Genomic DNA, 20,430 nt, shown 5'->3' with positions numbered 1-20,430 from the left:
CGAACATGGATCTTCACAAGAGCGGGTTGGTCAGCAGCGGCGATTCGGGGTCGTACTCGGACCTGAACCGGCTTAACCAGCTCAAGGTCGGTGACAAGAACAGCGATGCGAACATGCGCAAGGTGGCGCAGGAGTTCGAGTCGCTGTTCCTTGGCGAGATGCTCAAGTCCATGCGCTCGGCCACCGAAACACTGGGCAAGGACAATCCGCTCAACACGCCTGCGGCCAAGCAGTACCAGGAAATGTACGACCAGCAGCTGGCGGTTTCCATGTCCCGCCAGGGTCATGGTATCGGTCTGGCCGATGTGCTGATGCGCCAGATGTCGAAGAACAAACCGCTGGCGCCGGGCGAGGCGGCGGCGATGTCTGCGGCCAAGCAGGAAGCGGCGAAAGCGGCAGTATCAACGCCGGTGGCTGCTGGTACGGTGGGCACTGACGGGCCGTTGTCGCGACTCAATGGCCAGCGGCCGTTGTGGGCTTCGCGTGCGATCAACCCGCCGCAACAATCGCTCGATGGGCATCGCAATGACGTGGCGAAGCTCAATCAGCGTCGTCTGGCGCTGCCGCCGAAACTCGCAGATCGCTTGCTCGCCGGCCTGGTGCCGTCGGCATCGACGACCGCTGCGACCAGCGCAACGGCGCTCGACAATATCCAGGCGCCTCAAGGCATGAAGACCGGTTCCGGTCCTCTGTTCAATGGCGATTGGCTGGCCTCGCAAACAGATTCGGCATCGAGCGGGCGGATGCAGATTTATGGTCGTGCCATGGCTCAAATTCCGCTGGCGCCGGCGAAGAAAGCCTTCAGCTCTGCCGACGAATTCGTCAATACCATGATGCCGATGGCCAAGGAAGCCGCCGACCGTATTGGTGTCGATCCGCGTTATCTGGTGGCCCAGGCGGCCCTGGAAACCGGTTGGGGTAAATCGGTCATGCGCGCCCAGGATGGCAGCAGCAGTCACAACCTGTTCGGCATCAAGGCTGGCAGCAGTTGGGATGGCGATTCGGCGCGGGCGATCACCAGCGAATTCAGGAATGGCAAGATGGTCAAGGAGACGGCCGAGTTCCGTTCCTACGGCTCTTACAAGGACAGCTTCCATGACCTTGTGACATTGCTGCAAACCAATAATCGCTATCAAGATGTTGTGAAGTCGGCCGATAACCCGGAACAGTTTGTACGCGAGTTGCAAAAGGCCGGGTACGCAACCGACCCGGGCTACGCCAACAAGATTTCGCAGATTGCCAAGCAGATGAAGAGTTACCAGAACTACGCTGCGGCGGGCTCTTCCACGACGCCTTTATAGGCATAAGGTATAAGGTCTGAATCATGAGTTTGCTCAATATCGGGATGTCGGGGTTGAATGCGGCCTCATCGTCTTTGGCGGTGACCGGCAACAACATTGCCAACGTTGACACGGCCGGCTACTCGCGCCAGCAAACCGTACAGAGCAGCAAGTCCTCTATTCAGTACGGCAATAACGTCTTCATCGGCACGGGCACGACCCTGGCGGACGTGCGTCGGGTCTACAACGCCTACCTTGACTCCCAGCTGCAGACCGCTACTTCGCTCAATAGCCAAGCGTCGTCTTATGCGGCGCAGGCGACTCCGCTCGACTCGACGCTGTCCGATAACACTGCCGGCCTGACCGGCGTGCTGCAGAAGTTCTTCTCTTCGATGCAAGGTGTAACGGCGTCGGCGACCGATGACACTTCTCGCCAGTCGGTGCTGACGGGTGCCCAGGCCTTGAGCGGTCGTTTCAACACGATTGCCAAGCAGTTGAGCGACCAGAACACGACCATCAACGGCAGCCTGTCGGACATGGCGACGAATGTGAACAAGCTGGCGACTTCGATCGCCCAGCTCAATCAGAAGATATCCGAAGTCACGGGCAGTGGTGGGCAGCCGAACGATCTGCTCGATAGCCGAAACGAAGCCGTGCGTCAGCTGTCCGATCTGATCGGTGCCCAAGTCGTCACGCGTGGCACCAGCTACGATGTCTACGTCGGTAGCGGTCAGCCGTTGGTGATGGGTAACACCACCAATACCCTGCAAACGGTGCCGAGCAAGACCGACCCCACACAGTTCGCGCTACAGATGAACCGTACCACCAGTGTCATCGACATTACGTCGGTGGTCAGTGGCGGCCAAATCGGCGGTTTGCTCAGTTATCGCTCGGAGGTGCTCGCTCCAGCGCAGAACGAGCTGGGGCGCGTGGCACTGGTGATGGCCGACCAGATGAACCGTCAGCAAGCGCAGGGCATCGACAAGAACGGTGACTTTGGTTCGCCGATTTTCAGCAACATCAACAGCGCCGCGCTGATCAGCCAGCGCAGCATCGCCCAGGCCGGCAACAGCGCAGGGTCGGGTAATCTGAATGTCACTATCAACGATACTGGCAAGCTGACCACCAGCGATTATCAAGTAACCTTCAGCAGTCCGACGGATTACAGCGTCCAGCGTTCCGATGGTACCGCCATGGGTACCTTCAGCACCTTGACCACTCCACCGCCGGTGATCGACGGCTTCAGCATGACCCTCAATGGCGGTGCCCTGAGTGCCGGCGACAGCTTCAAGGTGACGCCGACCCGCAGTGGCGCCAGTGATATCCAGACGGTCATCACCGATCCGAAGAAAATTGCCGCAGCGGCGCCCCTGACCGGTGTTACCAGCGCCAGCAACACAGGCATCTACACCCAGCCGACGCTGCCGGTGCCGATGGACATCTACAACCCTGCCTCCCAGACGGAGATGCAAACCGCATTGCAGAATTCGACGCCGGTCAAACTGGTGTTCAGTGCGGCCAGCGGCGGGTCCCAGACGTACAATTTCCTCGATGCCAAGGGCAACAGCATGGGCACCGGGACTATCGTTCCAGGCCAGGCAAACACCCTGAACCTGAGCGTGAAGATGGTCGATGCCAGCGGCAATCCGATCATGGACAACACCCTCACGCCACCGACCCAGAAGACGTTCACTGTCCAGACGACCGTGAGTGGAACGCCGAGCGACAAAGAAAGCTTCACGATCTCGCTGACCGGCGCCTCTTCCTCGGATAACCGTAACGCCAAAGCCCTCGTCAACTTGCAAACCGCGCAGACGGTGGACACCGGCTCGACGAGCAAGGGCATCAGCCTGACCGATGCCTACAACAAACTGGTTACCAATGTCGGCGCCAAGGCCGCCAGCGGCAAATCCGACAATAGCGCCACGACGGCAATGCTGACTCAGGCCAAGGCTGCCCGTGACTCTGTCTCCGGTGTAAACCTGGATGAAGAGAGCGGCAACCTGGTCAAATACCAACAGTACTACACCGCTTCTTCGCAGATCATCAAGGCTGCGCAGGAAACCTTCAGCACGCTGATCAACAGCCTTTAAGGAGTCGTAATTCATGCGCATTTCTACCGCCCAGTATTACGATAAGACCGCTGCCGACTACCAGCGCAACTTCAATAACGCGCTCCAGACCAGTAACGAAGCCAGCAGTCTGCAGCGCATCAACACCGCAGCTGATGATCCGATCGGCGCCGGGCGTTTGCTGAAATTGGGTCAGCAGAGCGCGATGCTCGATCAGTACAAGAGCAACATCAGTTCGACCAAGAGTTCACTGAGCCTGCAGGAAACCACACTGGATTCCATTAGCACGGCCTTGCAGCGCGCCAAGGAACTCGGTCTCAGCGCCGCGAACGGTAATGCCACCGACGCTGACCGCAAAGCCTACGCATCCGAAATGGGCCAGATCCAGCAGCAAGTCCTGGGCCTGATGAACTCCCAGGACTCGAACGGCAACTACCTGTTTTCCGGTTCGAAGACCGACACCGCTCCGTATTCGCAGAACTCCGATGGCACCTACAGCTATAACGGTGACCAGACCAGCATCAACCTGGGCGTTGGCGATGGATTGTCGGTGGCTACCAACACCACCGGTTGGGACGCCTTCCAGCAGACCATCAATACCAGTCGCACCCAGTCCACCATGACTGCTCCGGCGGTGGATGATGGTCGTGTCGTCCTCTCCAATGGCCAGGTCAGCGCCAATTCGACATACAACGCCAAGTTCGCCGGCGGCGAGCCGTACACCGTCAGCTTCCTGAGCAGCACCCAGCTGAAAATTACCGATGCGCTGGGTAACGACGTGACCACCGAAGCCAGTCAGAACGGTGTGATCAGCAACACCAACGGCGCCAACCAGGTGGTCAGTTTCCGTGGCGTTGACCTGAACCTGAACATCAACCTCAAGCCGGGCGATGTCCCGGATACGGTGATTGCCGGTCATACCTTCCAGTTGTCGGCCAAGCCGGACACGCTCAACACCACGCGCAGCGCAGGTAACTCGTCGACAGCGGTCGTCACGAGTTCCACCGTGACCAACCCGACGGCCTACAACAATGCCTTCCCGGAAGGCGGGGCGGTTCTCAAGTTCACCAGTGCCACTGCCTTCGATCTGTACGCGGCACCAGTGACAGCCAACAGCCGGCCGGTGTCGTCAGGTACCGTAACCGCCGGCACCGCCACCGCGGCGGGTGTGACCTTCGCACTGAGTGGTGCACCGGCAGCCGGTGACCAGTTCGTGGCCCAGTCCAACAATCACCAGACCCAGAATGTGCTGGATACCCTGGGTCAGATGGCCAATGCCATGAATACGCCGATTGATGGCGATCCAGTAGCCAAGCAGAAATTCCAGGCGGCTATGGATTCGGGTCTGAACAACATTGATAGCGCCAGCAATCAGGTGGGCACGGCGCTTACATCGATCGGCGCACGGGGTCAGTCGCTGGAGGAACAGTCCTCTACCAACCAGAGTCTCACCCTGGCGAACGCCACGACCCAGTCATCGATTCGCGATTCGGACCCGGCCGAAGTCATGACCCGCCTGACCTTGCAGCAGACCATGTTGCAAGCTGCGCAACTGGCGTTCAGCAAGATTTCTTCGCTGGGCCTGTTCAACAAGATTTGACGGTGCTTGGGCGCGCCCGCGCCCGTTTGCCCTGGTCCTTCAATAGTTATCGTCTTTTGCGGTTTCAAGGGCTCGCTTTTCTGAGCGGGCTCGTACCGCCTGTGAGCCCGCCGTGAATTCACTTCCCCTCGTCAGTCTGGTCATTCCCGCGTTCAATCCACGCTTTTTCGACGATGCGTTGCGCAGTGCCGTCAGCCAGAGCTACAGCAATCTCGAGATTATTGTTTGCGACGATAGCCGCGGCGACGAGATCGAAGGCATGGTCAGTTCGGTGGTTGAACAAACCGGTCGGGCTGTGCGTTACGTCCGCAACCCGCGGACGCTGGGGATGGTCGGTAACCTGCAAGTTTGCCTGGATGAGGCGCAAGGCGAGTACGTCAAGTTTCTTTGCGATGATGACCGTCTGTTCAGCGACTGCATCGTGCAACAGGCTCAGGTATTTATCGATCATCAGGATGTCACGCTGGTGTTGGCCCAGCGCTTGTTCTGGGATGCCGACGACATGATCTTGCCTTCGCGCCTGGATAACACCCCGTTTTCTCCTGAAAGCAGTCTGTTCAAAGGCGATGACCTGCTGGCGATTTTCGAGAGCTTCCCGGTCAATATTTGTGGCGGGTTCAGCAACGCTCTGTTCCGTCGTGCGGACGTGGTGCAGCTGTTACCTGCCCTGACCCAGCCGGATCACTGCTTTGTGGCGACCCTCGATTTCGCCTTATACATATGCCTGCTTCGACGGGGCAACCTGATGGTGTCCAACAATATTCTCAGTGTCGAGCGCCTGTACCCGGAGCGCTTGAGCGCGCAGCAGGCGATGAAGGATGCGGTTGAGGTCGAGCGCGAATGGCTATCGCAGATGCTCAAGGCTCGCAGCGGCGAGTCTGCGCCGGCGCCGGGTTGGGTGCATTATCTGCCGCTGACCGAGGCTGACGAGTCGCCTCGGGTCTGGAAAGAGCTGGCCTTGAGCCGCGGCCTTGGCACAATACAGGCCACTCAGAAGTGGTGTGTTGGCATTGCCAGTGAAAGTTTTTCAGAGGTATACGCTCAATGGCTGGCGTGCCGTACCCTCACCGAAGTCCAGCAGGCATTGCTGCCGGACACACTGGCGAGTTGGCCGCGCAATCCTAAAATCGTGCCGATCATCATTGATGAAGGGGGTAGCAACTCGGCGCTGGAGCTCACATTACAGTCGCTCGCTGCACAGGATTACGCACCTGAGCTGACGCTGGTACTGTCTTGCGCTTGTACCGAGGCCGAGCTGAATGAACGGGTATTCCGTTTACCGCTACAAGATGACGGCTTGGCGCAGATCAATGAACTGCTGCCGCAACTGGATGGAGCCGACTGGTTCTACCTGTTGCGTGCTGGCGATCATCTGGTGCCGCCAGGCTTGCTAATGATGGCCGAGCGAATTGCCCTTACCCCCACCCTGACCTGCCTGTACAGCGACGAAGGCGGCCTGCATCAGGGGGAGTCGGTAAAGCCCGCGCTTAAACCTGACTTCAACCTCGACCTTATGCGCAGTTACCCCTACGTGGGGCGAGCCCTGGCGTTTGAGCGTAAGGGGTTCCTGGCACGCGGCGGTTTTGATACGACGTTCGCGGAACTGGCTCCTCATGATGTGCTCTGGCGCATGGTCGAGCATGACGGCACCCAGGCTGTCGGGCACATTGCGGAAGTTCTGCTGGAATCAGTGCTTGATCTGTCGGAATGGCTGGCCCGGCCTGACGTGGTGGAGAATAGTCCGCGCTTGCTGGAGGCTCACCTGCAACGACTGGGCGTCGCCCACTCTATTCGCAGCGGCAGTACCGAGCTGCTCAACCGGGTTGATTATCACCATGAAGATCGGCCGCTGGTATCGATCATCATCGTCACCAAGGATCAGCACATTGCTTTGCAGCGCTGCGTCGAAAGCCTGCTGGAGAAGACCACCTACACCGACTATGAGCTGTTGTTGGTCGACAACGGCAGCGAGAGCGCCGAGGCCCGTCTCTGGCTGACCGGTATGGCGCAGTTGGGCAGCGAGCGCATTCGCGTGCTGACGTACCCGCAACAGGGTAACGCCGCTGCGGTGCGTAATTTCGCCGTGGGGCAGGCCAATGGCGATTATGTCCTGCTGCTGAACCCTTACACCGTGATCACCCAGGCCGACTGGCTGGACGAGCTGCTCAATCACGCTCAGCGTCCGGAAGTTGGTGTGGTCGGTGCGTTGCTGTTCAACCCGGACGGTCTGGTACTGCAAGCGGGGCTCATCCTCGGCTTGCACGGGCCGGCTGGCGTGCCATTTTATGGCATGTCCCAGCAGGCCGCAGGTTACATGTTCCGGTTGCAAGTGGCGCAGAACCTGAGTGCGGTCGGCAGCGATTGCCTGATGATCCGCAAGTCTGTGTTTGACGCAGTTGGTGGCCTGGATGAGCAAAATCTTTCCCGGACCCTCAACGAAGTTGATCTGTGTCTGCGGGTCGGCCGGGACGGGTATCTGGTGGTGTGGACGCCTTATGCCAGGCTGGCGCTTGGTGCGCGACCGGCTGTGGTGATGCAGGACGATGAACGGGCGTTGTGCGATCAGGAAAAGGAAGTGTTTTACAAGCGCTGGTTGCCGGTCGTCGCCCGCGACCCCGCCTATAACGTCAACCTGTCATTACAAGGCTTGGGTGGTTCGAGCTTCAGCCTTGAGCCAGGCCTGCGCACCGGATGGAGTCCTTTAACCTGTGCGCAGTTGCCGAATGTTCTGGTCTTGCCGATCAATACCTCTGCCGTCGGTCACTACCGCATGACACAACCCATGATCGAGCTGGAAGCTGCAGGAAGGGCCCAAGGGCGTATTTGCTACAGCATGCCGTCGATTATCGAAGTCGTGCGCCAGTCACCTGACGTTATCGTGCTGCAGGGGCGGTATTTCGAAAAATCTCTCTCAGATATTCCACCGCTGAAAACCTACTCCAATGCCCGGCGGATCTACGAGCTGGATGACTATGTCATCAATGTTCCGAAAAAGAATGAGCACGCCCGCAATTTGCCGAGCAGGGATGAGATGGAGCGTCTGGTCCGGCGAGGGATCGGTCTGTGCGACCGCGTAGTGGTGTCTACCCAGCCGCTGGCTGACGTCTTGTCGGACATGCACCACGACATTCGCGTGGTACCGAACATGTTGGCCAAACACCTGTGGAGCGATATGCGCAGCCAGCGCCGCACCTCGAAAAAACCTCGGGTTGGCTGGGGTGGTGGCACCAGTCACAGCGGAGACCTGGCGATCATCGCCGACGTGGTTCGTGAGCTGGCCAATGAAGTCGACTGGGTATTCTTCGGCATGTGCCCGGATGACTTGCGGCCGTACATGCATGAGTTCCATGGTGTGATCGGGCTGGATATCTACCCGGCAAAGCTGGCTAGCTTGAATCTGGACCTGGCACTGGCACCGCTGGAATTTCATATCTTCAACGACTGCAAGAGCAACTTGCGGCTGCTGGAATACGGAGCTTGCGGTTATCCGGTGATCTGCACCGATACCAAGGCCTATCAGGGCTATTTGCCCGTCACCCGGATCAAGACCAACACCACCGATGAATGGCTGCAAGCCATCCGCATGCACCTGGCCGATCCGGATGCCAGCTACCGCATGGGCGATGAGCTGCGTGAGGTGGTTCTGCGCGATTACGTGTTGCGCGGCGATAACCTGCGTTATTGGGAAAACGGCTGGTTGGCGGACTGATTGTTTCACGCGTTATCCCTTCACAGGCAGGCGGCTTTCGAGTCGCCTGTTTTTTTTTGTGTCTTGAAAACCGGTCCGGGTTCTCCTTTTCGTTTCGGCCTGCGAGCCAGGCTGTTTCTTGTGGTTATTTTGCTCGCACAGGTGCAGCCCGTCGGATTCGCAGAGCTGGCGCGTTTCCTGCACGTCCCCCTTAAATCGCCATAAAACGAGCACTGACGGCGTCGTCAGCAGTGCCATGAGCGGCGTTCAGCGTTTTATCCAGAAGGCCCGCAAAAGCTTGATACAGCTTGGCTGTGCCCTGTGACGTACAAGAGGGGGAAGAGGATGAAGGCAGTTATTTTGGCGGGTGGCCTGGGCACGCGAATCAGCGAAGAGTCGCACCTCAAGCCCAAGCCGATGATCGAGATCGGTGGCAAGCCAATTCTCTGGCACATCATGAAGCAGTACTCCGCCCACGGAATCCATGATTTCGTGATCTGCCTTGGCTACAAGGGCTATGCGATCAAGGACTTTTTCGCCAACTACTTCCTGCACACCTCCGACGTCACGTTCGACATGTCCAACAACCGCATGGACGTTCACCAGAACTACAGCGAACCCTGGCGCGTGACCTTGATCGACACCGGCGAAGACACCATGACCGGTGGCCGCCTGCGTCGCGCCGCGCGGTATCTGGAAGGCGAGCGGGCTTTCTGCTTTACCTATGGCGACGGTGTCTCGGACCTCAATATCGGTGCCCTGGTGGACTTCCACCTGGCTCATGGCAAGCTCGCCACGGTGACCGCCGTGCAGCCGCCGGGACGTTACGGTGCGCTGGAGCGCGACGGTGACAGCGTCAAGGGATTCGTTGAAAAACCGCGCGGTGATGGCGGCTGGATCAATGGTGGTTTCTTTGTGCTTTCTCCCAAGGTGCTGCCGTACATCGACGATGACCAGACCTCCTGGGAGGCCGAGCCGCTGGCCGCTTTGGCCAGCGAACAGCAATTGCAAGCCTTCCAGCATGACGGCTTCTGGCATCCGATGGACACCCTGCGCGACAAGAACCACCTCGAGTCGTTGTGGCTGAGCGGGGAGGCCCCATGGAAGCAATGGGACTGAGCCCGGAGTTCTGGCGCGGCAAGCGGGTTCTGCTGACCGGTCACACCGGTTTCAAGGGCAGTTGGCTGACGTTGTGGCTGCAAGGCCTCGGCGCCGAGGTCAGCGGTTTTTCCCTCGACCCGTCCACCGAGCCGAGCCTGTTCGAACTGGCGCGAGTACACGAAGGCATCAACGATCAACGCGGCGACTTGCGTGACCTCGGCGCCTTGCTGGAACTGATCGCCGAAGTGCAGCCGGAAATCGTCCTGCACCTGGCGGCCCAGCCGCTGGTGCGCGAAGGTTATCGCGACCCGCTGGGGACTTACTCCAGCAACGTCATGGGCACGCTCAATCTGCTTGAAGCGATTCGCCAGGTTGGTGGCGTGCGTGCCTGCGTGCTGGTGACCACCGACAAGGTTTACGCAAACAAGGAATGGCTGTGGCCATACCGCGAAGACGAAGCCCTCGGCGGCCATGACCCTTACAGCAGCAGCAAGGCGTGCTGTGAGTTGCTGGCGCAGTCTTACGCGGCGTCGTTTTTCCCGATCGAACGCTATGCCGAGCATGGTCTGGCGCTGGCCACGGCCCGAGCCGGCAACGTGCTCGGCGGTGGTGACTTTGCACCCGAGCGTTTGATCCCTGACGTGCTCAAGGCCTGGTCGGCCGATGAGCCTGTGACCCTGCGCTACCCGCAAGCCGTGCGCCCCTGGCAGCACGCTCTGGAGCCGCTGGCCGGTTATCTGCAATTGGCTGCCGGTCTCTACGAGCAAGGTCCGGAATATGCCGGCGCATGGAACTTCGGTCCGAGCGAAGCAGACATGTGCAGCGTCGGCGAAGTGGTCGAACTGCTCGCCAGCCGCTGGCCGCAAGCGCGTGGATTGCGCATCGAACCGAGCGATTTGCATGAGGCCGGTCTGCTGCGTCTGGACAGCAGTCGTGCTCGTCAATTGCTGGGCTGGCAACCGCGCTGGTCATTGCAGCAGTGCCTGACCCAGACCCTCGATTGGCACCTGGCCTGGCAAAACGGCGATGACATGCGCGATTTCACCCTTGGCCAGTTGAACCTGTACCGAGGCGCGCTGTGAGCGAATTTCTGTTGAGCGCGTTACCGCTGAACGGGCTGTTCAGCGTGCAGCACAAACGCTTCGAGGACGAGCGCGGGCACTTCGCCCGACTGTTCTGCGAAGGCAGCCTGAGCGCTTTCGGCCAGGCGTTTCATATCCGCCAGATCAACCATTCCTGCACCCGCGCACGCGGCAGTGTGCGTGGTTTGCACTTCCAGAATGCCAACGCCCCGGAAGCCAAGCTGATCACCTGTCTGCGCGGTGAAGTCTGGGACGTGGCGGTGGACGTGCGCCCCGACTCCGAGACGTTCCTGCACTGGCACGCCGAGCACCTGCGGGCCGGCGACGGCCGCAGCCTGTTGATCCCGGCCGGGTTTGCCCACGGTTTCCAGACCCTCACCGACGATGCCGAGTTGCTCTACCTGCACAGCGCCGATTACACGCCGGCGCATGAGGGTGGTTTGTCGGTGAGCGATCCACGGCTGGCGATTGCCTGGCCGTTGCCTGTCAATAATCTGTCGGCCCGGGACGCCAGCCATCCCTTGCTCGATGAACACTTCGCTGGAGTGCGTCTATGAACTGCCGTGGTTGCGGTACTTCTCTGGCCTTGCCGCTGATCGACCTCGGCACTTCGCCGCCGTCCAACGCCTATGTGCGTGCCGATCAACTGGAGCAGGCCGAGCAATGGGTGCCCTTGAAGGTTGCGGTGTGTCAGCAGTGCTGGCTGGTACAGACCGAGGATTACACCAGCGYCGACAGCCTGTTCGACGCTGAATATGCCTATTTCAGTTCGTTCTCCAGCACCTGGCTGGCCCATGCCGAGCGCTATGTGGCCGAGATGGTCGAGCGTTTCGGCCTGACCGCCGACAGCCGCGTGGTGGAGGTCGCCGCGAATGACGGTTACCTGTTGCAGTACGTCGCCGGGCGCGGCATTCCATGCCTGGGTGTCGAGCCGACCCGCAGCACCGCGCAGGCTGCGCGGGAAAAAGGCCTGGAGATCCGTGAACTGTTCTTCGGTCGCGAGACCGCGTCGCAGTTGCTCAGTGACGGCTGGGCCGCCGACCTGATGGCCGCCAACAACGTGTTGGCCCATGTCCCGGACATCAATGATTTCCTCGGTGGTTTCGCGACCCTGCTCAAACCCACCGGTGTGGCGACATTCGAGTTTCCGCAACTGCTGACGCTGATGGCCGGCCAGCAGTTCGACACGCTGTATCACGAGCACTATTCCTATTTGTCCCTGACTGCCGTGCAGACTTTGTGCGAGCGCAATGGCCTGGAAGTGTTCGACGTCAGCCCGCTGTCGACCCACGGCGGTTCGCTGCGTGTTTTCGTCCAGCGTATGGATGGCGAACGACGTGACGTGCAGCCTGCGGTTGCGCAGCAGTTGCAGGCGGAACTGACGGCCGGTGTAAAAACCCGGGAGTTCTACGCGACCCTGGCACCCGCTGCCGAACGCATCAAGCATCAACTGCTGCGCTTCCTGTTGCAGGCCAAGGCCGACGGCAAGCGTGTGGTCGGTTACGGCGCGGCGGCCAAGGGCAACACCTTGCTCAACTACGCCGGGGTCAAGGCGGATTTGCTGAGCTGGGTCGCCGATGCCAACCCGCACAAGCAGGGCAAGTACCTGCCGGGCAGCCGCATTCCGATCGTGTCACCCGAGCAGATCGAACTGGAAAAACCCGATTACATCCTGGTCTTGCCGTGGAACCTGTTGCACGAGGTCAGCCAGCAACTGGCCCAGGTGCGTCAGTGGGACGGCCGGTTCGTGATCGCCGTGCCTGAGTTGACCGTCCTGTGAAAGTGCTGGTTACCGGCGCCACCGGGTTCGTCGGCCGGCATCTGGTCGCCGCCTTGCTCACCCGTGGCTGTGAAGTCCGCGCCGTGGCACGCAATGCCGAGACTGCTGCGGGCTTGCCGTGGATCAATGCCGTGGAGTTCGTCGCGGCGGATATTCACGCCACCGATCTGGACATAACTGCTCTGAGCGATGGCGTTGACGCCCTGGCTCATCTGGCGTGGCCTGGTTTGCCGAATTATCAGGCACTGTTCCATTTCGAGCACAACCTGATGGCCGACTACCGGTTCATCAAGGGCGCGGTCGAGGCGGGGGTGTCGCAGGTGCTGGTCACCGGCACCTGTTTTGAATACGGCCTGCAGAGCGGACCGCTCAGCGAGATGACCGCGCCGCAGCCAAGCAATCCATATGGCCTGGCGAAAAATACCTTGCGGCTGTTCCTCGAGAACCTGCAACGGGTGCAGCCGTTCACCCTGCAATGGGCGCGTCTGTTCTACCTGCACGGCGATGGCCAGAACCCCAACAGTTTGCTGGCGGCGCTGGATCGAGCGATCGATGCCGGGGACGACACCTTCAACATGTCGGCCGGCGAACAGCTGCGTGATTACCTGCCTGTCGCCACCGCTGCCGATTACCTGGCGTTGATCCTGCAACGATGGGATTTCAATGGGCTGGTCAATTGTTCCAGCGGCCAGCCGATATCGGTCAGAGCACTGGTGGAGCAACGGCTGCGGGAACGCGACGCCTCGATCAGTTTGAACCTGGGTCACTACCCATACCCGACCCATGAACCGATGGCGTTCTGGGGCGTGACGGACCGTTTGCAACAGCTACTGGGAGCAGCGCATGAGGCATGAACTGTATCGGGTCGCCGATCTGCCGGTGTTGCAGAATCGCACCTTCGCCGACCCACAGTCGGCCAGGGCTTCGGCCTGTGCCGACATGGTGCTGGTGCAGGATGAAAAGAGTGGGTTGATCTTCAACCAGGCCTTCGATGCCGACAAGCTCAGCTACGACGCCGATTACCAGAACGAGCAGGCCCATTCGGGTCAGTTCCAGCGGCACCTGAACGATGTGGAAGGGATCATTGCCCGTCACTTCAAGGGCCAGGAACTGATCGAAGTCGGCTGCGGCAAAGGCTACTTCCTCGAGCTCTTGAAGGGACTGGGCTATGCCGTCACCGGCATCGACCCGGCCTATGAAGGCAGTAACGCCGATGTGATCAAGGCGCCGTTCACGCGTGGCCTTGGGCTGGCGGCGGATGCCATCGTGCTGCGCCACGTGCTGGAACACATTCAGGACCCGGTGAGTTTCCTCGTCGAAATGGCCGAGGCCAATCAGGGCGGGCAGATCTACATCGAAGTGCCGTGCCTGGACTGGATTCTGGAGCACCGAGCCTGGTTCGACCTGTTCTACGAACACGTCAATTATTTCCGTCTCGATGACCTGCGCCGGATGTTCGGCACAGTGCATGAGGCCGGTCATCTGTTCGGTGGCCAATACCTGTACATCGTTGCTGACCTGGCGACGTTACGTCTGACCCCGGAACAACCGGTGCCGCGTCTGGATCTGCCGGAGGGTTTCACCAGCAGCCTCGAACGTGCGGTGCAGATCATCAAGACGAGCCCGCAGCAGGGTTCGGCGATCTGGGGTGCGTCGTCCAAAGGCGTGATCTATTCGCTGTTCCTGCAACGGGCCGGGGTGGCAGTGGATCGTGTGGTGGATATCAACCCGGCCAAGCAAGGTCGTTATCTGCCCCTGAGCGGCGTGCGAGTGTCTTCGCCGCAAGAGGCCATGGATGCGCTGCCCGAAGGCGCCAACCTGTTTGTGATGAACTCCAACTACCTCGAAGAAATCAAGCGGATGACCGGTGGACGCTACGTCTATCACGCCGTCGACAGCGCTTCGTTCCAGTGACTATTGAGATTTTAAAATGACCGACAACACCATCAATAAAGCCTTCGAAGCCGAATGCCAGGCAGAAATCGCCCGTCAGGGCGACGACCAGAAACTCACCGGTCTGGCTCGGGATTTCTTCAACGAATCGGCTAAACACAAGTACAGCTACCACTTCTCGTGGATGGGCCGTCCGATCATCCAGTTGCCGCAAGACATGCTGGCGATGCAGGAGATCATCTGGCGGGTCAAGCCGGACCTGGTGATTGAATGCGGGATCGCCCACGGCGGCTCGATCATTTACTACGCGTCGCTGCTGGAGCTGCAAGGCCACGGCGAAGTTCTGGGCATCGACCTGGATATCCGCCCGCACAATCGCGAAGCCATCGAAAGCCACCCGATGAGCAAGCGCATTTCGATGATCGAAGGTTCGAGCATCGACCCGGCTATCGCTGCTCAGGTGCGTGCCGCGGCCGAAGGCAAGAAAGTCATTCTGGTGCTGGACTCCAATCACACCCACGAACACGTGCTCGAAGAGCTGCGCCTCTACGCGCCACTGGTGTCGGTGGACAGCTACTGCGTGGTGATGGACACCGTGGTTGAAGACATGCCGGCCGACTTTTTCCCGGACCGTCCATGGGGCCCGGGCGACAACCCGAAAACCGCCGTATGGAAATACCTGGAAGAGAACAAGGACTTTGAAATCGACCAGCAGATGCAGAACAAACTGCTGCTCACCGTGGCACCGGACGGCTACCTGCGTCGCGTTCGTTAATTTCGGCATATCATTAAAGCGTTAATCAGGCGTTTCGCCGGTTGTGGGGAGAGGTTATGCAAGGCAAGTCCGTTTCTGAGCACACGTTGCCACTCAATGAGCTGCTGACGGTGGTGCTGATTTCGCACAACCGTCCGGCTTTTTTGCGCAGGGCGATGAAGTATTACGGTGCCTTGCCTTGCAAAGTCCTGGTGCTGGACTCCGCCACTGAGCGTTTCCAGGGCGAGCTCCCCGAGGTCGATTACCGGCACGTGCCGCAGTTTGCCTACAGTGGCTTCCAGGCCAAACTGGCTTATGGTGTGGAGCAAGTGACTACCCCGTACATGGTGCTGGCAGCCGATGATGACTTCATCGTGCACGACGCGTTGTCCGAGTCGGTGGGCTTCCTGGAAGAAAACCGCGATTACGGGATGTGCCACGGCTATTGCCTGATGTACCTGACCCTCGCCGGCAGCGTGAGTTACTACCGCCGTGACAAGAAAGTGTGCGAGGACTATTCGTCCGAGCGGCCTCAGGACCGCGTGTTGGACTACATGCGCCAGTACCTGCCGCCGTTCTATGCCGTGACCCGCACCGAGCTGATGAAATCCTGGTATTCGCTATTGCCGCCGGGCACCAGTTTCCAATGGCAGGAAATCGGCCACGTGTACTACATGCTGGCCTGCGCCAAGGCGCGAATCCTGCCGACTGCTTACGTGGTGCGCGAGATCAACTACGGCGACTCCGAGCACAGCACCGAGGTGTATCACTCGCTCGCCTATACCGATGCAAAGTCGGTGGCCGAGCGTGAGGCCTTTGCCGAATTCCTGGCCTCGTTGCCCACCGGTATCAAGGATCTTGACGCGGAGCAGGGCAAGGCGTTTGTGCTGGAGAGTTTCGAGGCCATGACCGACAGCCTGGTCACGGGCCGGGCGCTGACCGCGGAGCTGATCTTCGAGTCCACCTGGAACCAGGCCCTCAAGGCCCCGGACCGTCGTTTCGGGCCGCGCCAGTACGTCGAGATGCCGTTCTACAACCAGGCGTTTTTCGACCTCTTGACCCAGCTTGAACTCATGCTGCACGCCATGCCGGCCGGGCATGTTCAACTCAAAGGCCTGGAAGGCGTATGGACGCAGCAGGAACACTTGCTGCGAACGCGCAACAACGACACGCCGGAAAGTGTGGTCGACCGTTTGTGGCAGGCCCACGACCGTAACGCGTTCAACCGCACTGTGGTCAAGCGTCTGGCGGCGCAACTGGAGCTGCTGGGCGAGGCTGAAGAGGTGCAGACCCTGCGGGACTGGATCGCGCGTCTTGAGACATTGTCGGTTGAGGATCATCACGCGACGTTCGACAAGATGCGCTCCGGCCGTCTGCTCAAGTGGCTGGCGTCGCGCGAGCCGGATGCACAACAGGCCGAGTCGATTGCCCGGCATCTGGCGGCTAACGGCGGCGGCCCACAGTTCGGCATTTTCCTGCTGGATCTGGACAACGACGTTGGCAAGTTGCAGGTCAGCCTCGACAGCTTGGTCGAAGGTCACAGCAAGGCCTTCAAGATTGTCGTCTTCACCACAGGTGAGCCGCCAGCGGCGACTACCGCGCAAAACACCCTGCACTTTGTCCGGGTCACGCCAAACAACTTTGTCGACAAGTTGAACCAGAGCGCCCGTCAGTCGCCGTGCGACTGGCTGCTGCTGGCGCAAGCGGGCGATGAGTTCACCGCCGCCGGCTTGCTGCGCGCCAGCCTGGAGTTGATGTCTGCCGCTGATTGTCGCGCCGTCGCTACCGACGAAATCCAGCGCACCGCCGAAGGTGCACTGGTGGATGTGTTCCGTCCGGGCTTCAACCTCGACCTGCTGCAAAGTCTGCCGGCCCTGATGGCGCGGCATTGGTTGATCCGTCGTGACGTGTTGATCGAGGTTGGTGGTTATCAGCCAGACTTCAGCAAGGCGCTGGAATTCGATTTGCTGCTGCGCATCATCGAGCAGGGCGGCCTCGCCGGCCTGGCCCACCTCGACGAACCATTGCTGATCACCCCGGTGCCGGTACAGGAAGAAAACCCCCATGAGCGCCTGGCGCTGCTGCGCCACTTGGGCAATCGCGGCTACAAGGCCAGGATCACCTCGACACCGCCGGGTACCTATCAGGTCGATTACCGCCATACCGAGCGGCCGATGGTGTCGATCATCGTGCCTGCCGGGGATGATCTGCCCGCATTGCAACGTTGCCTGGACGGCGTGCTGCTCAGGACCCGCTATACGCGCTATGAAGTGCTGCTCGCGGCAAACCCGAATCAGTCGGCTGACGTCAACGATTGGCTGGGCACGCTGCAGAACGCCAAGGTGCGTGTGCTGTACGCCGATCAAACACTCAGCAACGCGGCCTTGTGCAACGCTGCCAGTCAAGAGGCGCAGGGCGAGTACCTGGTGCTGTTGGCCGCTGACAGTGAAGTGGTCAACCCGAACTGGATCGAGTCGCTGCTCAACCATGGGCAGCGTCCGGAAGTGGGCATCGTCGGTGCCAAGCTCGTCGATCGCGACGGCAAGATTGCCCAGGCCGGGCTGATTCTGGGGATGAATGATGGCGTCGGCTCGGCTTTTGTGGGCGAGCGGCATGGCGCCAGCGTGTACATGCAACGATTGTTCGTGGAGCAGAACTACTCTGCCGTATCGAAGGTGTGCCTGATGGTACGCAAAGAGCTGTTCGACGCCTTGGGCGGTCTGGATGAGGTTACCTTCGCTGAAGGCTACAGCGACGTCGATCTGTGCCTCAAGGCCGGGCAGGCCGGTTACCTCACGGTGTGGACGCCGCAGGTGCAGGTCATCCACCAAGGTGACGTGTCGCGCGCACCACAGGCCCTTGCTGCGTTGCGTGAAAAATGGTCCACAGCCTTTGCTCAGGACCAGGCCTACAACGCCAACCTGGCCTTGACCGGCAAAGGTTTCGTTTTGGGTGACAGCGCCCCGATCAATTGGGCGCAACTGCTCGCATGAACCTGGCTGACAGGTATAAGGACTCTAGGCATGTTCAACGGTAAATCGATTTTCATCTCCGGCGGCACCGGTTCGTTCGGGCGCATGTTCATCCGGCGTTTGCTCGAGCAGTACCAGCCCAAGCGGGTGGTGGTGTTTTCGCGCGACGAACTCAAGCAGTACGAGATGCAGCAAACCTTCAATGCACCGTGCATGCGTTACTTTTTGGGCGATGTGCGCGATGCCGAGCGTTTGCGTCAGGCGATGCGCGGGATCGATTACGTGGTGCATGCCGCTGCCCTGAAACAGGTGCCTGCGGCGGAGTACAACCCCACTGAATGCATTCGTACCAACGTCAACGGCGCGGAAAATATCATTGCTGCCGCCATCGATAACGGTGTGAAGAAAGTCGTTGCGCTGTCCACCGACAAGGCGGCCAGCCCGATCAACCTGTACGGTGCGACCAAACTGCTCTCGGACAAACTGTTCGTGGCGGCGAACAACATCGCCGGTGATCAGCAAACCCGGTTTGCGGTGGTGCGCTACGGCAATGTGGCCGGGTCACGCGGCTCGGTGGTGCCGTTCTTCAGCAAGCTCATTACCGAGGGCGCGAAAGAACTGCCGATTACCGACGAGCGCATGACCCGCTTCTGGATCACCCTCGATCACGGTGTGCAGTTCGTGCTCGACAGCTTCGCGCGGATGCATGGCGGGGAGATTTTCGTGCCGAAGATCCCGTCGATCCGCATCGTCGACCTGGCACAGGGCATGGCTGAACACTTGCCACACAAAGTCGTCGGGATTCGTCCGGGTGAAAAGCTGCATGAATTGATGGTGCCGCTTGATGATGCGCGGATGACCCTGGAATTCGAGGACCACTACACCATCGAGCCGTCGATTCGTTTCACTCATGTCGACATTGATTTTTCGCTGGACGGCGTGGGTGAGCAGGGGCGGCGCGTGAGCGAAGATTTCGAGTATCGCTCCGACACCAACTCGCATTTCCTCTCGGTCGGACAGATCGCCGAGTTGCACGCCGGATTGTCGGCATGATTCCTTACGGTCGGCAAAGCCTGGATCAGGCTGACATCGACGCAGTGGTTGCCGTGTTGCAGTCCGACTGGCTGACTCAAGGGCCGACCATCGAGCGTTTTGAACAGGCCATGGCCCAGCGTTGCCAGGCGGATTACGCGGTGGCGGTGTGCAATGCCACGGCGGCCTTGCACATTGCTTGTCTGGCGGCGGGGCTGGGGCCAGGTGACCGCTTGTGGACCACGCCGAATACCTTTTTGGCCTCGGCCAATTGCGGTCGTTATTGCGGCGCCGAGGTGGACTTTGTCGACATCGACCCACTGACCTGGAACCTCGATGCCTACGCCCTGAAAGCGAAGCTGGAAGCGGCGGAGGACAACGGCACGCTGCCTAAAGTGCTGGTGGCGGTGGCGTTCTCCGGGCAAAGCTGCGACCTGCGCCTGATTGCCGAACTGGCCGAGCGCTATGGTTTCACGGTGATTGAGGATGCGTCCCACGCGGTGGGTGCGTCTTATGCCGGGCGCCCGGTGGGGTGTGGTGAGTTCGCGGCGATGACGGTGTTCAGCTTCCATCCGGTGAAAATCATCACCAGTGCCGAAGGTGGCATGGTCCTGACCAATCGCCGGGACCTGGCCGAGCGCCTGCAACGCCTGCGCAGCCACGGCATGACCCGCGACCCGGAGCAAATGACCGAACCCAGCCACGGCCCCTGGTACTACCAGCAGGTGGAATTGGGCTTCAACTACCGCATCACCGACCTGCAAGCGGCCCTCGGGCTGTCGCAGCTGAACAAGCTGGATGACTTCATCGAGCGCCGGCGTGAGTTGGCGGCGCGTTATGACCGCTTGCTGGCGTACCTGCCACTGACCTTGCCCAGCGCTCAGCCCGAGGCCGAGTCGGCGTGGCATCTGTATGTGGTGCGTCTGCAACTCGAGCGTATCAACCTCAGTCATCGACAGGTGTTTGAAGGTCTGCGAGCGGCCGGGGTAGGGGTGAATCTGCACTATATTCCGGTGCATTTGCAGCCGTACTATCGGGATCTGGGTTTCGCCGAAGGTGATTTCCCGCAGGCCGAGCGTTACTACGCCGAGGCCATCAGCCTGCCGCTGTTTCCGTTACTCAGCGATGAACAGCAGGACTACGTGGTCGAGCAATTGCGCCGGCTGACTGAATAAA

At 60.1% G+C, this 20,430-nt stretch carries 14 protein-coding genes; all 14 read left to right on the top strand.

Going from position 1 to position 20,430, the window contains the following annotated elements; genetic code table 11:
* Window positions 1–5: 5 nt before the first annotated feature.
* Entirely contained in the window at window positions 6–1,301 is a 1,296-nt protein-coding gene (gene flgJ / locus AC1DIH_RS03910; RefSeq protein ID WP_477770658.1) for a flagellar assembly peptidoglycan hydrolase FlgJ, read from the top strand.
* Window positions 1,302–1,324: 23 nt separating this feature from the next.
* On the top strand, window positions 1,325–3,373 hold the full coding sequence (gene flgK, locus AC1DIH_RS03905; RefSeq protein ID WP_477770657.1) for a flagellar hook-associated protein FlgK: 2,049 nt from the start codon (window positions 1,325–1,327) through the stop codon (window positions 3,371–3,373).
* 13 nt (window positions 3,374–3,386) lie between these two features.
* Window positions 3,387–4,952: a flagellar hook-associated protein 3 gene (locus AC1DIH_RS03900; RefSeq protein ID WP_477770656.1), complete on the top strand. Its 1,566-nt coding sequence runs from the start codon at window positions 3,387–3,389 to the stop codon at window positions 4,950–4,952.
* A gap of 112 nt (window positions 4,953–5,064) precedes the next feature.
* A complete protein-coding gene (locus AC1DIH_RS03895; protein ID WP_477770655.1) occupies window positions 5,065–8,661 on the top strand; it encodes a glycosyltransferase in 3,597 nt (1,198 codons plus the stop codon).
* Between the two features lie 324 nt (window positions 8,662–8,985).
* Window positions 8,986–9,759 (top strand): glucose-1-phosphate cytidylyltransferase, encoded by a 774-nt coding sequence (rfbF, locus tag AC1DIH_RS03890; protein ID WP_477770654.1) that lies wholly within the window; start codon window positions 8,986–8,988, stop codon window positions 9,757–9,759.
* Window positions 9,741–10,823, top strand: coding sequence for a CDP-glucose 4,6-dehydratase (gene rfbG, locus AC1DIH_RS03885; protein ID WP_477770653.1), 1,083 nt, complete (start codon window positions 9,741–9,743; stop codon window positions 10,821–10,823). Before rfbF ends, rfbG begins: the two co-directional genes overlap by 19 nt.
* Window positions 10,820–11,380, top strand: coding sequence for a dTDP-4-dehydrorhamnose 3,5-epimerase family protein (locus AC1DIH_RS03880; protein WP_477770652.1), 561 nt, complete (start codon window positions 10,820–10,822; stop codon window positions 11,378–11,380). Before rfbG ends, AC1DIH_RS03880 begins: the two co-directional genes overlap by 4 nt.
* Window positions 11,377–12,603 carry a methyltransferase domain-containing protein gene (locus tag AC1DIH_RS03875; protein WP_477770651.1) on the top strand — a complete coding sequence of 409 codons (1,227 nt, stop codon included), beginning with the start codon at window positions 11,377–11,379 and terminating at the stop codon, window positions 12,601–12,603. The genes AC1DIH_RS03880 and AC1DIH_RS03875 overlap by 4 nt, the downstream gene beginning before the upstream one ends.
* A complete protein-coding gene (locus AC1DIH_RS03870) occupies window positions 12,600–13,457 on the top strand; it encodes an NAD-dependent epimerase/dehydratase family protein (RefSeq protein ID WP_477770650.1) in 858 nt (285 codons plus the stop codon). The genes AC1DIH_RS03875 and AC1DIH_RS03870 overlap by 4 nt, the downstream gene beginning before the upstream one ends.
* Entirely contained in the window at window positions 13,447–14,517 is a 1,071-nt protein-coding gene (locus AC1DIH_RS03865) for a class I SAM-dependent methyltransferase (protein ID WP_477770649.1), read from the top strand. Before AC1DIH_RS03870 ends, AC1DIH_RS03865 begins: the two co-directional genes overlap by 11 nt.
* Before the next feature lie 16 nt (window positions 14,518–14,533).
* Complete coding sequence (locus AC1DIH_RS03860) at window positions 14,534–15,271, top strand: cephalosporin hydroxylase family protein (protein ID WP_477770648.1); 738 nt, start codon at window positions 14,534–14,536, stop codon at window positions 15,269–15,271.
* A 56-nt stretch (window positions 15,272–15,327) separates the two neighbouring features.
* A complete protein-coding gene (locus AC1DIH_RS03855; protein WP_477770647.1) occupies window positions 15,328–18,243 on the top strand; it encodes a TIGR00180 family glycosyltransferase in 2,916 nt (971 codons plus the stop codon).
* Between the two features lie 30 nt (window positions 18,244–18,273).
* On the top strand, window positions 18,274–19,275 hold the full coding sequence (gene pseB / locus AC1DIH_RS03850) for a UDP-N-acetylglucosamine 4,6-dehydratase (inverting) (protein WP_477770646.1): 1,002 nt from the start codon (window positions 18,274–18,276) through the stop codon (window positions 19,273–19,275).
* Window positions 19,272–20,429, top strand: coding sequence for a UDP-4-amino-4,6-dideoxy-N-acetyl-beta-L-altrosamine transaminase (pseC, locus tag AC1DIH_RS03845; protein WP_477770645.1), 1,158 nt, complete (start codon window positions 19,272–19,274; stop codon window positions 20,427–20,429). Before pseB ends, pseC begins: the two co-directional genes overlap by 4 nt.
* Window position 20,430 lies beyond the last annotated feature (1 nt).

The organism is Pseudomonas sp. 05N36, assembly GCF_056397385.1.
This window is presented reverse-complemented; position numbering and strand designations above follow the sequence as displayed.